The organism is Methylobacterium symbioticum (assembly GCF_902141845.1).
GTDB lineage: Bacteria > Pseudomonadota > Alphaproteobacteria > Rhizobiales > Beijerinckiaceae > Methylobacterium > Methylobacterium symbioticum.
Map to the genome: position 1 here is coordinate 11,892 of NZ_CABFPH010000027.1, position 12,753 is coordinate 24,644.

The window sequence follows — 12,753 nt, forward strand, 5'->3', positions numbered from 1 at the left end:
GGCACGAAATCCGGCGTCGCCGTCGTCAGGCCGGCATGGCGGCGACCGAGATCGCCGGACGGGCGGTGCCGTTCATCTCGCCATAATGCGGCGCGAAGGGCGCGGCCTTGGAGAGCTTGATGACCTCGCCCTGGCGCGAGAGCAGCTCCTCGTAGGCGGCGACGTACTTCTTCACCATGCATTCGGCGGTGAAGGCGGTCTCGAAGTGGCGGCGCACGCCGGCGCGGCTCATCGTCTTGACCTTGTCCACCGCGGCGACCGCCTCGTCCATCGAGTCGCAGAGCACGCCGCCGACACCGTCCTTGATCACCTCGGGGACCGAGCCGTTGCGGAAGGCGATCACCGGGGTGCCGGCCGACATCGCCTCGATCATCACCAGGCCGAAGGGCTCCGGCCAATCGATCGGGAAGGCGAGCGCCAGCGCGTTGCCGAGGAAGTCCTTCTTCTGCTCCTCGTTGATCTCGCCGATATACTCGATCAGCGGGTGGTGGATCATCGGCTCGATGACCTCGTCCCAGTACTCCTGGTCCGCCTTGTCGACCTTCGCGGCGATCTTCAGCGGCACGCCGGAGCGCTTGGCCATCTCGATCGCGCGGTCGGGGCGCTTCTCGGGCGAGATGCGGCCGAGGAAGGCGAGGTAGCCGCCCTTCGATTCGGGGTAGAACGGGCAGTTCTCCGCCGGCAGGCCGTGATGGATGGTCGACAGCCAGTTCGAGTTCGAGGGCATGGGCAGGCGCTGGTTGTCGGAGATCGACACCAGGGGCATGCCGGTGAAGGTCTTGTAGACCGGCATGAAGTCCGGCACGTCGAGGCGGCCGTGCATCGTGGTGACGCACTTGTAGTAGAGATCCTCGAACATCGGGTACTGCAGCAGGTCGATGTGGAAGTGCAGGATGTCGAATTCGTGCGCCCTGCGATGGACCTGATGCAGCATCGCGAGATGGCTCGCGGTGTGGTCGCGGTAGCCGAGCAGGCGCAGGCCCTCCGGCGTGCAGGCCGCAAGCTTGGCGCTCGTCTGGGAATCGCCGCTGGCGAACAGGGTCACATCATGGCCCTGGCGGACGAGTTCTTCGGTGATCCAGCTCACGACGCGCTCGGTGCCGCCGTAGAACTTCGGAGGGACGGCCTCCGAAAGCGGGGCAATCTGGGCAATGCGCACGAAAGTGTCTCCTGTGAAGGCCGGAATTTCGGGGATCTAACCCGTTCGGGCCTGAGTGGGACATGAACGAAACGGACGGCCAAGGTTTATGGTTCCTGGGCACCGCCACGGTCACGCGCGATTTGTGCAACGCGCAAACCGGTCCCCGATTTCCACGCCTCACCGCTGATTCGTGCGCGGTTTCGGGCCGGATGCGCCCCAGCCGCGCCGGGCGACGCCGCAGGCGGCGCGCCTTCGGGGCCGGGCATTGATGCGGCGTCTCGTTTCTGTCATAAGCCGCCCCGCGTCGAACCGCCCGGCCGTAGGGCTGCCGTGGCGGTTCGTGCTGCTCCTCAATGAAGCATCAAAGGCGCGTGGTTCCGGTCTCCCGGCCGGAAGCGTTCGCGCTATCGGAGAGCCAAATGCCCAAGCTGAAGACGAAATCGGGCGCCAAGAAGCGCTTCAAGATCACCGGGACCGGCAAGGTCCTCTACGCCCAGGCCGGCAAGCGCCACGGGATGATCAAGCGGACGACGAAGCAGATCCGCAACCTGCGCGGCACCACGACCCTGTTCGAGGGCGACGCCGCCAACGTGAAGAAGTACTTCCTGCCGAACCAGCGGTAAGTCCTTCATCCTTAAGCGTATCTGAATTCTAGAATTCCAGGAGATATCCCATGGCCCGCGTCAAGCGCGGCGTGACGAGTCACGCGAAGCACAAGAAGGTCCTGAAGGCGGCGAAGGGCTATTACGGCCGTCGCAAGAACACGATCCGCATCGCCAAGCAGGCGGTCGAGAAGGGCATGCAGTATGCCTACCGCGACCGCAAGAACAAGAAGCGCACCTTCCGCGCCCTCTGGATCCAGCGCCTCAACGCCGCGGTCCGTGAGCATGGCCTGACCTATTCGCGCTTCATCAATGGCCTCGCCAAGTCGGGCATCGTCGTCGACCGCAAGGCCCTGTCGGAGCTCGCCATCCACGAGCCGGCGAGCTTCGCCGCCGTCGTCGAGAAGGCCAAGGCCGCCCTCCCGAAGGCCGCCTGAGCGCGACCCGGCATCCCGCGATGCTGCGAAAGGCGCGGCGCTCCTCGTGAGCGCCGCGCCTTTGCTTTTTCCGGCGCCTCGCAATGCGGCGATGCGGGCGCCCGTCGTTTGCGCGCTTGCGTGAGATCGCGCAAACGCGCAAACGCCTCCGCACCAGCACGACCAGCGGCGACATGACGACCGGCGACATGGCAACGACCGACCTCGACACCCTCGAACGCGATCTCCTGGCCCAGGTCGAATCCGCCTCCGACGAGGCGGCGCTCGAGGCCGTGCGCGTCGCCGCGCTCGGCAAGAAGGGCAGCGTCTCGGACCTCCTGAAGACCTTGGGCGCCATGACGCCCGACGAGCGCAAGACCCGCGGCCCCCAGATCAACGGGCTGCGCGACCGCGTTCAGGGCGCGCTTGCCGGCCGCCGGGAAGCGCTCGCCGAGGCGGCGCTCGAGGCCCGTCTCGCAGCCGAGCGGATCGATGTGACGCTGCCCTTGCGCGAGGCGCCGGAAGCGCGCGGACGCATCCACCCGATCTCCCAGGTCGTGGACGAGATCACCGCGATCTTCGCCGATATGGGCTTCGCGGTGGCCGAGGGGCCGGACATCGAGACGGACGAGCTGAACTTCACCGCGCTCAACTTCCCGCCCGGCCATCCGGCGCGCGAGATGCACGACACCTTCTTCCTCGCGCCCGACGCGCAGGGGAAGCGGAAGGTGCTGCGCACGCACACCTCGCCGGTCCAGATCCGCACCATGCGCACCAAGGCGCCGCCGATCCGGGTGATCATCCCGGGCCGGACCTACCGGCACGATTCCGACCAGACCCACACGCCGATGTTCCACCAGTGCGAGGGGCTGGTGATCGACTCGGCGGCCAATATCGCGAACCTGAAATGGGTCCTGGAGGAGTTCTGCCGCGCCTTCTTCGAGGTTGACGCCGTGAAGATGCGCTTTCGGCCCTCGTTCTTCCCCTTCACGGAGCCCTCGGCCGAGGTCGACATCCAGTGCGCCCGCAAGGGCGGCGAGATCCGTTTCGGCGAGGGCACGGATTGGCTGGAGATCCTCGGCTGCGGCATGGTCCACCCCAACGTGCTGCGCAATTGCGGTCTCGATCCGGACCAGGTCCAGGGCTTCGCCTTCGGCGTCGGTCTCGACCGCATCGCCATGCTCAAATACGGCATGCCGGACCTGCGCCCCTTCTTCGAGGCGGATGTGCGCTGGCTCGACCATTACGGCTTCCGCCCGCTCGACGTGCCGAGCCTGGTCGCCGGCCTGACCGCCTGATCCCTGCGGCGGCCGCGGGCCGCCCTCCGCGCATCCTGCCCGGCGCGCCGGCCCGACCGGCGCCTGCCGAGGGACCTATCCGATGAAGTTCACGCTCTCCTGGCTCAAGGACCACCTCGATACCACCGCGACCCTGGACGAGATCGCCGAGACGCTCACGCGCATCGGCCTCGAGGTCGAGGGCATCGAGGACAAGGCCGCCGCCCTGAAGCCCTACGTCGTGGCCAAGGTGCTCACCGCCGAGCAGCATCCGAACGCCGACCGGCTGCGCGTCTGCACCGTCGATGCCGGCGACGGCCAGCCGCTGCAGGTGGTCTGCGGCGCGCCCAACGCCCGCGCCGGCATGCTCTCGGTCTTCGCGCCGCCGGGCACCTACGTTCCGGGCAAGAACATCACCCTCGCGGTCGGCACCATCCGCGGTGTCGAGAGCCGGGGCATGCTCTGCTCGGGCGCCGAGCTGGGCCTCGGCGACGATCATGACGGCATCCTCGACCTGCCCGCGGACGCGCCCGTCGGCACGCCCTACGCGCTCTATGCCGGGCTCGACGATCCGGTCATCGAGATCAACCTGACCCCGAACCGGCCGGACTGCACCGCCGTCACCGGCATCGCCCGCGACCTCGCCGCGGCCGGTCTCGGCAGCCTGAAGCGCGAGCCGCAGCCGCCGGTGCGCGGCGAGGGCCCCTGCCCCGTGGGCGTCAGCCTCGACCTCGACCCGAACCACCGCGACCTCGCCCCGCTCTTCGCCCTTCGCCTCGTGCGCGGCGTGCGCAACGGGCCCTCGCCCGACTGGATGCAGGCGCGGCTGCGGGCGATCGGGCTTCGCCCGATCAACGCGCTCGTCGACATCACCAACTACATGACCTTCGACCGCGGCCGGCCGCTGCACGTCTTCGACGCGGCCAAGGTGCAGGGCGACCTCTCCGTCCGCCTCGCCCGCGAGGGCGAGAGCCTGAAGGCGCTCGACGGCCGCACGCACGCGCTCACCGCCGAGATGGTGGTGATCGCTGATCGGCAGGGCATCGAGTCGATCGCCGGCATCATCGGCGGCGAGGCCTCGGGTTGCGACGAGACCACCACCGACGTGCTGATCGAATCGGCCCTGTGGAATCCGCAGAACATTGCACAGACCGGGCGGCGCCTCGGCGTCGTGACGGATGCCCGCTACCGCTTCGAGCGCGGCGTCGATCCGGCCTCGACCCTGCCCGGCCTCGACATCGCCACCCGCCTCGTCCTCGAGATCTGCGGCGGCAGCCCGACCGAGGCCGTGATCGCGGGCGAGCTGCCCGAGACCGAGCATGTCATCGACTTCCCGTGGACGGAGGTGCGCCGGCTCGCCGGCATCGACCTGCCGCGGCCGGAGATGAAGGTGATCCTCGAGTCCCTCGGCTTCCACGTGGCCGGCTCGGGCGACCGGGTGAAGGTACTCACCCCCTCCTGGCGCCCGGACGTCGAGGGTAAGGCGGATCTCGTCGAGGAGATCGTGCGCATCGCCGGTCTCGACCGGATCGAGGCGAAGCCCCTGCCCCGGCCCGCCAGCGTCGCGAAATCCGTGCTCACGCCCCTGCAGAAGCGCACCCGCCTCGCCCGCCGAGCGCTGGCGAGCCGCGGCCTGATGGAGGCGGTGACCTGGTCCTTCATCCCGCACGCCGTTGCCGAACTGTTCGGGGGCGGACGCGCGGATCTGGTTCTCGCCAACCCGATCGCCTCCGACCTGTCGGACATGCGCCCGAGCCTCGTCCCCGGCCTCGCGCGCGCGGCCCAGCGCAACGCCGACCGCGGCTACCCGGATGTGGCCCTGTTCGAGGTCGGCCAGTGCTTCGGCAACGACGAGCCCGAGGGGCAGTCCCTGCGTGCGGCGGCCCTGCGCCGCGGCACCGCCGGCTTCACCGGGGCCGGCCGGCACTGGGACGGCACGGCCGCGACCGTCGACGCCTTCGAGGCCAAGGCCGACGCCCTCGCCCTGCTGGCGAGCCTGGGCGTGCCGACTGGTGGCCTGCAGGTGGCCGCTGGCGGCCCGGCGTGGCTCCATCCCGGCCGGTCCGGCACCCTGCAATTCGGGCCGAAGAATCAGGTCGGCTTCTTCGGCGAGATCCATCCGCGGGTCATGAAGGCCCTCGACCTGAAGGGGACGCTCGTCGCCTTCGAGATCGATCTGGGCGCCCTGCCGCTGCCGAAGCAGAAGGCGACCAAGACCAAGCCCGTCCTGGCGCTGTCCGACTTCCAGCCGCTCTCGCGCGACTTCGCCTTCGTGGTCGGCCGCGACGTGCCGGCGGGCGAGATCGTGCGCGCGGCGCAGGGCGCGGAGCGCAAGCTCGTCGCAGGCATCGACGTGTTCGACATCTACGAGGGCGCGGGCATCCCCGAGGGCCAGAAGTCGGTGGCCATCGCCGTCCGGCTCCAGCCCGTCGAGCGCACCCTGACCGATGCCGAGATCGAGACGGTGAGCCAGCGGATCGTCGCCGAGGTCGCGCGCAAGACCGGCGCCACCCTGCGGGCCTGACCGGGGCCCCGGCCTCGCCCGCCACAAGCCGGCGGAGCGACCGGATCGGGGCTCTCCCCATATCGCATCGCCTGGCGCCGAACCGGCCACCCAAGGAGCGGAGCATGGACGACGCCGCGCTGATCGAGGCACTCTCGGGCTCCCTCCACCTGCCGAAGGCCGCGCTGCGCGAGGCGCTGGAGCGGCCGGAGGTACTCGCGCCGGAGACCCTGCGGCTCCTCGAGAAGTCCGCCTCCGGCGCCGACCTGGAGGAGGCTGAAGCGAGCCTGATGTTCTGGGGCCTGCACGTGCTGGCGCATGCCCGGGACGGGCGCGCCCTGCCCCCGCTCCTGCGTCTGCTGCGCCAGGACGGTGACACGGTCGATGCCTATCTCGGTGACGCCGTCACCACGACGCTCGCCAAGGTCGTTGCGAGCCTGTTCGATGGGGATCCGGCGCCGATCTTCGCGCTCATCCTCGACAGCACTGTGGACGATCCCGTGCGGCAGGCGTTGTTCTCGGCCTGCATCACCCTCTGCCACACAGGCCGGATCCCACGGGAGGCCCTGCACGCCCTGCTCGTGCGTTTCGACGAGGCCTCCGCGGCCGTCGAGGAGGCGCCGGCCTGGATCGGCTGGGAGGAGGCGATCGCGCAGCTCGGCTTCCGCGATCTGGCACCAAGGGTCGAGGCCGCGCGGCGCGACGGACGCATCACCGATGAGTTCAGCGACTTCGCCTGGTTCAAGGAGACCCTGCGCAAGGCGGAGGCGCGGCCGGACGACCTGCGCCGCTTCGACCGCTGGAGCTACGGCACCCTCGACGATCCGCTGGACGACCTCGCCTGGACGGCGGAGGGCGCCGGAGAGCCGCAGCGCAACCCGTACAAGGATGTGGGCCGCAATGACCCCTGCCCCTGCGGCAGCGGCAAGAAGTTCAAGAAATGCTGCCTGCCGACGGTCGAAGCCGACCTATAGCATCGGCAGCGTGCGGGGACGCGGCCCCCGCGGGAAATGCGCATCGATCATCGCGATCTCGGCCGCGTTCAACACGAGATCGGCAGCGCCGGCATTCTCGATCGCCCGCGCGGCGCGCACGGTCTTCGGCACGGTGAAGGTGTTGTCGAGCCGCGTGAGGAAAGCCAGGGCCACCGCGTAGGGCGTCGTCCCGTGGGCTTGGGCGATGCTCGCGAGCACGGCGCCGCCCGCGCTCGACGGGTCGGGAAATTCGCCGCTTCCGAAGGGTGAGTAGCCGACGAGCGCGACGCCGTGCTGCGCGCACCAGGGGATGACCGCGTGCTCGATGGCCCGTTCGCCGAGGTGGTAGAGCACCTGATTGCAGGCGATGCGGTAGGGCCCGGCGATCCGCAGCGCGGCTTCCAGATCGTCCACGTCGAAATTGCTGAGCCCCCAGGACAGGATCTTGCCGTCGCGGCGCAGGTCCTCGAACCCCGCAATCGTTTCCTCGAGCGGATGATGACCGGGCCAGTGCAGCAGGTAACAGTCGAGCCGGTCGGTGCCGAGGCGCTTCAGCGACTGCTCGCAGGCGCGCACGACTCCGCGGCGCGTCGCGTTGCCGGGCACCACCTTGGAGACGAGAAAGACTTCCTCCCGGAGACCTTCAACGGCCTCGCGCACGATCGCCTCGCCGTCGTCGTACATCTCGGCCGTATCGATATGCGTCATTCCCGCATCGATGCCGGCCCGCAACGCCTCCACCGCGGCGGAGCGGTCCGCCGAGTCGATGCGCCACGTGCCCTGGCCGATCACGGGCACCCGTACCCCCGTCGAGCCGAAGCCTCTGGCGTACATGCAGCGCTCCCTCTCGTGCCGCCGACTTTCACGACGCGTCCGCGGCTTCGTCATGCGCGTCCGGCAGAACCCAACCTGTGGTTGTTGGGCTCGGGGCGGGCGCGTCGCATCCGCGTAGACCGCCTTATTCACGCCATCAACGGGGAATGAGCAATGGGTCGGTCCCGTCGTCGGTGGTAGACTTTCGGCCAGGATGTCGCTTACGGGCGGCCCGGCCTCGCCGTCGCTGCGGACGTGGACCGAACGGGGGGCGTGGATGCTGCCGCAGCATCGCTGGTTCTGGATCTTCATCCTGCTCGCCACGGCGGGGGCCGGCGTCGTCTACAATTTCGTCTTCGCCGCGGGCGCGTCGCCGCTCGCCGGGCTCGCCTACGGCCTGTGCATGGGCGGCACGGCCCTCGCCTTCGATCGCGGACTGATCCTGGCAGGCCTCCAGGCCCACATCCGCCGCCTGCCGGCCGTCCTGTTCGTGCCGGCGGCCGAGCTCGCCTACGTCGCCATGATCGTCCTCGGCAATGCCCTCGGTGGCCTCGTCGTCTGGACCTTCGGATTGACGGGCGATCCGCTGAACGAGGCGATCCGGATAACGCCGCGCGTGCTCACCTACGCGCTCGCCGTCTCGGCGCTTCTGGTCTTCGTCATCCGCATGCGCGACCTCATCGGGGCCGAGGTCTTCGTGAACCTGCTCGTCGGGCGCTACCACCGACCGGTTGAGGAGGAACGGATCTTCCTGTTCCTCGACGTGGTCGGCTCGACCGCTTTCGCCGAGACCCATGGCGACCTGCGCGCTCAGGAATATCTGAGCGCCGTCTTCGCGGCCCTCGCCGAGCCGGTGCGGCGCAATCTGGGCTCGACCGACGACTATATCGGCGACCTTGCCATGATCACCTGGCCGATGAGCCGGGGCCTGCCCGAGGCACGCTGCGTCGCCTGCGTCTTCGACGTGCTCGACAAGATCGAAGCGGAGGCTGACAGCTGGATCGCCCGTTTCGGCACGGTGCCGCGCCTGCGGGCCGCCTTGCATGGCGGCTCGGTCGTGACGGCCGAAGTCGGTGTCGACCGGCACAAGATCGCCTATTTCGGGGATGCGGTGAACGTCACCTCCCGGATCGAGGCCCTGTGCCGCCCGCTCGGCGCCAGCATCCTGATCTCGCAGGATCTGCTCGACCGTTTGCCGGATTTGCCACCCGGCATCCAGGCTCGCTCCCTCGGCGCGCATGCCCTGCGCGGTCGCGGCCAGCCCCTGTCGATCGCCACTCTCGAACGGGACGTGGCGGGGACGGACACGGTACGGCCCCTGCGCCGGCCGATCCGGGCGATGGGGCGGCGCTGATGGCAGGCGACGGCGCCTTGCGCATCCTTCGCCCTCTCCTGCAATTCGGCTTCCCGCTCGCCGGCCTGATCGTGATCGGGCACGCGGTTGTCATTTCGATGGGCGGGGATATCGAGCGCTGGCAGTTCGCCCTCGGCGTGCTGCTGATCCTGCTCAGCTTCAGCGCCCGGCTGGTGCCGGCACCGCAGCGCCGCTGACGCGACAGGACCGAACGCTCGCCGCCGGAGCGCCCGTCGCTCCGGCCGAGACGGCATCGATCGTATCGGGTGCACCGCACTTGTCCGCAGGACTGGCGGCCCAGTCACGGCACAGGCGCTAACGCGCGATCAGCGCCTTCAGTGCATCGTTGATCCGGTCCTGCCAACCGGGACCGTCCTTCTGGAAATGCTCAAGCACGGCGCTGTCGATGCGCAGCGTGACGCTCTCGCGAATTCCGGGGATCGCGGCAGAGGCAGGGGCTTCCACAGGACCTTCCGGCCGGCGCGTGGTGGCCGCCCGGAACGCGGCCTCCGCAGCTTTGCGCGGATCGGAGGATCGGCGACCTCGCGTCTCTGACAAGATCGTCAAGCCTTCTTCGCCGCGGCCTTGCGCGTGCCGGTCTTGCGGCTGGCAGGCGGCTCGGCGGCCTTTGCCTGGGCGTCGGCAGCTTCCTTTGCGAGACGCAGGGCCCGCAGGCGCACCGTCCGTTCATCGACGGCCTTGATCGCGGCGAGGTGCTCGGCCATCGCCTGCGCACCCTCGCGGGCCATGCGCTCCGCCCGCTCCGCTCGCTCCGCGCGGTTCTCAGCCTTCGCCTTGGCCTGAGCCTCGGCATCCTGAACCTCGTCGTCGATCTCGATCTCGGTGTCGATCTGCTGGCTCATCCTGTCCCTTTCTGGCCTGGCCGCCCGAGCGTTCGAGAACGCACGAGAGCATCGGCTGATGCAGGTCCGGCCCCGGAGGGGAGTGAATCACGGGCCGACATTCCGACCCGACGAACGGCCGCGAAGGATCTTCGGCGGGCACGGCACACAATATGTAGGGGGCCGTGCCGGAACCGCCAGCGTTAGACCAAAATTTCCCGCCCCAATTCCGGCTGGGACAACCGCTAGTCGCAGGATTTTTAGCTCCGAGAACGGCGCGTGACCGACGGATCATCAGATGTTCACCGGCGCGGCGGCGTCGATGCGGGAGCGGTTCAGGATGAGAGCCCGTCCCGATCGCATGGCGATCGGGACGGACGCTCGCTCGTTGTTTCGACGCGTCCTAGCGCGCAACCGTAAAGCGCAGCGGAATCGTGACCGACAGGCTCGGTACGGTGACCCCCGCCGGAGCCGCCGGCATTCCGCCCCGCACGGCCGCGAGGGCGGCGCTATCGATCTGGCCGATGCCGCTGCTGCTGGCGAGGCCGGCGCTGGTGACCTGACCCGACCGTGTGACCGTGAAGCGGACCGAGGCCACGCCGCCCGCCGTTCCGACGGCCGCGTTGCGATTCATCCGGCCGTGGATCGCGGCGCTGATCGCGCCCTGCCATTGCCGCATCGCCGAGGGGTCGTTGCCCGCCGCCGCCCGACCGCTGGCATTCTCCCGGGAGGATGCGGCGGAGCTCCGCTCGGCTCCCTGCGCAGCACGCGCCTGGCGGGCCCGCGCCTCGCGCTCGGCCTTGAGCTTGGCCTCCTTGGCCGCCTCGCGCCGCGCCTCGATGATCTCCTCGCGGCGCTTCTCCTCGCGGATCGCCTTCAGGCGCGCCTCGCGGGCCGCCTTCAGCTTCGCGAGATCGGGCTTCGGCTTCTCCGGCTCGAGGGGCTTGGGCTGCTCGGCCACCACGGGCGGCGGGGGCGCGAGCGGTTCAGCCTCAGGCGCGGTCGAGGTGATGACCTGGCTCTCGGGCTCGGCCGGCAACGCCTCGGTCGGCGCCTCGGTCATCGCCTGGGTCTCGGGCGGCCTCTCGGCCGGCACCTCCTCGGGCTTGACCTCGGCCACCTCAGGAGGCGGAGGAGGCTGCGTGGCCTCCTCGACCGGCTTCTCGACAGGCTGGGTCTCGGGCGGCGTCTCGACGCTCGCCTGCTGCTCGCTCTGCGTCTGGGTCGGCGCCTCGGTCATCAGGGGGGCGAGGTCGACCGTCACCTGCTGCTCGCCCGGCGGCGTCGGCGGGGTGAGGCGGAGATAGGTCAGTCCGATCAGGCCGAAACCGTGAAGCGCGAGGGCGACGAGCAGGGCGGCGACGAGGCCGGACGGTCGGTTCTTCGGGGCCTCCGGCATCGTCCCGGCGAGGCTCGGTCCGGCGGGCATGGGAGTCGCGCTCATCGGATCAGCGGGCCGCTCCGTCCGACGCCGCAGCCGGCGCGGCCGCGGCCGGGGACGGGCCGCCCGGCGACTGCGCGATCAGCGAGACCTTGCTGAACCCGGCCTGACCGACGAGGCCCATCACCTCCATGACCTTGCCGTAGGGCACGTCGCGGTCGCCGCGCACCAGCACGACCTGATCCTTGTTCTCGGCCGCCATCTCGCGCAGGCGCGGCACCAGGCTCTCGAGCGTGAAGATCTCCTTGGCGATCGAGGGTTGGCCCTCCTTGTCGACGGTGACCTCCAGAGGCTTCTTCGACTGGGCGACCTTAGCGGCGGCAGTCTTGGGCAATTGCACCGGAACGCCCGTCGTCATCAGCGGCGCCGCGACCATGAAGATGATCAGCAGCACCAGCATCACGTCCACCATCGGGGTGACGTTGATGTCGGCCATCGGCGTCGCGTCGAGGCCATCCTCGTCGTCGCCCCCGCTCGTGCGGATCGAACCCATCGCCATCGGATATATCCTCCGGGCCGGCGCCGCCCGCGCGAGCGCCGCGTCAAACCATCAAAACGACATGCTGAGGAGGCGCCCGGACCGTCCCGGGCGGGCGCCGAAGCAGGCTGCGCCCTACTCCGCAGCGGCCCGGCGCTGCACGCCGCGGTCGCGGGCGAGGCGGTTGCCGAGAACACCGATGCAGGAGACGAACGCGCTCTGGATGCGGGCCACGTCACCGGTGAGCTTGTTGTAGGCCATCACCGCCGGGATCGCGACGACGAGGCCGATCGCGGTGGCGAACAGCGCCTCGGCGATGCCGGGTGCCACCACCGCGAGTGAGGTGTCCTGGCTCTTCGCGATCGACGAGAAGGAGTTCATGATGCCCCAGACCGTGCCGAACAGGCCGATGAACGGGGCGGTCGAACCCGAGGTCGCGAGCAGCGCGAGGCCGCCCTGCATCCGCTTGACCTCCAAGCCGAGGGCGGCGCGCATGGCGCGCTCGATGCGGTCGCGGCGCTCGGCCCGGGTCTCGCTCGGATCCTGGTCGCGCCAGGCCTCGACGCCGGCCTGGACGACGCGGCCCGAGATGCCCGTCTGCGCGCCGTCGAGATTGCCGCCGGAGCGCACCAGGGCTTCGAAGGCCTTGGCCTGGCGCTTGGCCGCGGCGAGCCGCACGATCTTCTCGAAGACCACGGTCCAGCAGGCGATCGAGGCGACCACGAGCAGGAGCATCACGCCCTTCACGATCGGGTCGGCCTGAAGGAACAGGCCGACGAACGACAGATCGTGCGCGGCAGCGATCGGGGCGGAATTCTCCATCACGGGCTCCTCAAATCATGATCCGGTGCGGCAACGGCCGCATGCCGCCCGGAGGCGGGCTGCCTCCGGCCGGTCGTCGGGTTCGGTCCG

14 protein-coding genes are annotated in these 12,753 nt (G+C 69.7%); 7 read left to right on the plus strand and 7 right to left on the minus strand.

Features of this window, described 5'->3' with window-relative positions; all coding sequences use genetic code 11:
- Window positions 1-25 precede the first annotated feature (25 nt).
- On the minus strand, window positions 26-1,159 hold the full coding sequence (locus tag MET9862_RS11355) for a glycosyltransferase family 4 protein (RefSeq protein WP_142583066.1): 1,134 nt from the start codon (window positions 1,157-1,159) through the stop codon (window positions 26-28).
- A 401-nt stretch (window positions 1,160-1,560) separates the two neighbouring features.
- On the opposite strand from MET9862_RS11355, the gene rpmI reads away from it, so the two are divergent.
- The 5 genes from rpmI (at window position 1,561) to MET9862_RS11380 (ending at window position 6,913) form a co-directional block, all read left to right on the plus strand.
- Window positions 1,561-1,764, plus strand: a complete 204-nt coding sequence (rpmI, locus tag MET9862_RS11360) for a 50S ribosomal protein L35 (protein ID WP_142583067.1) — start codon at window positions 1,561-1,563, stop codon at window positions 1,762-1,764.
- A gap of 50 nt (window positions 1,765-1,814) precedes the next feature.
- The gene (gene rplT, locus MET9862_RS11365; RefSeq protein ID WP_142583068.1) at window positions 1,815-2,180 is read left to right on the plus strand and encodes a 50S ribosomal protein L20; all 366 of its coding nucleotides are present in this window, start codon (window positions 1,815-1,817) and stop codon (window positions 2,178-2,180) included.
- A gap of 188 nt (window positions 2,181-2,368) precedes the next feature.
- The gene (gene pheS, locus MET9862_RS11370) at window positions 2,369-3,457 is read left to right on the plus strand and encodes a phenylalanine--tRNA ligase subunit alpha (RefSeq protein WP_142583069.1); all 1,089 of its coding nucleotides are present in this window, start codon (window positions 2,369-2,371) and stop codon (window positions 3,455-3,457) included.
- 82 nt (window positions 3,458-3,539) lie between these two features.
- A complete protein-coding gene (gene pheT / locus MET9862_RS11375; RefSeq protein ID WP_142583070.1) occupies window positions 3,540-5,960 on the plus strand; it encodes a phenylalanine--tRNA ligase subunit beta in 2,421 nt (806 codons plus the stop codon).
- A gap of 104 nt (window positions 5,961-6,064) precedes the next feature.
- Window positions 6,065-6,913, plus strand: coding sequence for a DUF1186 domain-containing protein (locus MET9862_RS11380; RefSeq protein ID WP_142583071.1), 849 nt, complete (start codon window positions 6,065-6,067; stop codon window positions 6,911-6,913).
- Here the strand turns inward: MET9862_RS11380 and MET9862_RS11385 are convergent.
- Window positions 6,908-7,747: an aldo/keto reductase gene (locus MET9862_RS11385; RefSeq protein WP_142583107.1), complete on the minus strand. Its 840-nt coding sequence runs from the start codon at window positions 7,745-7,747 to the stop codon at window positions 6,908-6,910. The two genes, MET9862_RS11380 and MET9862_RS11385, sit on opposite strands and share 6 nt — an antisense overlap.
- A gap of 256 nt (window positions 7,748-8,003) precedes the next feature.
- On the opposite strand from MET9862_RS11385, the gene MET9862_RS11390 reads away from it, so the two are divergent.
- Both MET9862_RS11390 and MET9862_RS11395 read left to right on the plus strand, forming a co-directional pair.
- Window positions 8,004-9,080, plus strand: a complete 1,077-nt coding sequence (locus tag MET9862_RS11390) for an adenylate/guanylate cyclase domain-containing protein (protein WP_142583072.1) — start codon at window positions 8,004-8,006, stop codon at window positions 9,078-9,080.
- Window positions 9,080-9,277, plus strand: coding sequence for a hypothetical protein (locus MET9862_RS11395; RefSeq protein ID WP_142583073.1), 198 nt, complete (start codon window positions 9,080-9,082; stop codon window positions 9,275-9,277). Before MET9862_RS11390 ends, MET9862_RS11395 begins: the two co-directional genes overlap by 1 nt.
- 118 nt (window positions 9,278-9,395) lie before the next feature.
- Here MET9862_RS11395 and MET9862_RS11400 read toward each other — a convergent pair whose 3' ends face one another.
- The 5 genes from MET9862_RS11400 to MET9862_RS11420 form a co-directional block, all read right to left on the minus strand.
- The gene (locus tag MET9862_RS11400; protein ID WP_142583108.1) at window positions 9,396-9,638 is read right to left on the minus strand and encodes a BrnA antitoxin family protein; all 243 of its coding nucleotides are present in this window, start codon (window positions 9,636-9,638) and stop codon (window positions 9,396-9,398) included.
- Between the two features lie 5 nt (window positions 9,639-9,643).
- Complete coding sequence (locus tag MET9862_RS11405) at window positions 9,644-9,943, minus strand: hypothetical protein (RefSeq protein ID WP_244612677.1); 300 nt, start codon at window positions 9,941-9,943, stop codon at window positions 9,644-9,646.
- Window positions 9,944-10,325: 382 nt separating this feature from the next.
- Window positions 10,326-11,366, minus strand: coding sequence for a cell envelope integrity protein TolA (gene tolA / locus MET9862_RS11410; RefSeq protein ID WP_142583074.1), 1,041 nt, complete (start codon window positions 11,364-11,366; stop codon window positions 10,326-10,328).
- A gap of 4 nt (window positions 11,367-11,370) precedes the next feature.
- Window positions 11,371-11,862: a protein TolR gene (gene tolR, locus MET9862_RS11415; RefSeq protein ID WP_142583075.1), complete on the minus strand. Its 492-nt coding sequence runs from the start codon at window positions 11,860-11,862 to the stop codon at window positions 11,371-11,373.
- Between the two features lie 114 nt (window positions 11,863-11,976).
- Window positions 11,977-12,663, minus strand: a complete 687-nt coding sequence (locus MET9862_RS11420) for a MotA/TolQ/ExbB proton channel family protein (RefSeq protein WP_142583076.1) — start codon at window positions 12,661-12,663, stop codon at window positions 11,977-11,979.
- Window positions 12,664-12,753: the final 90 nt, after the last annotated feature.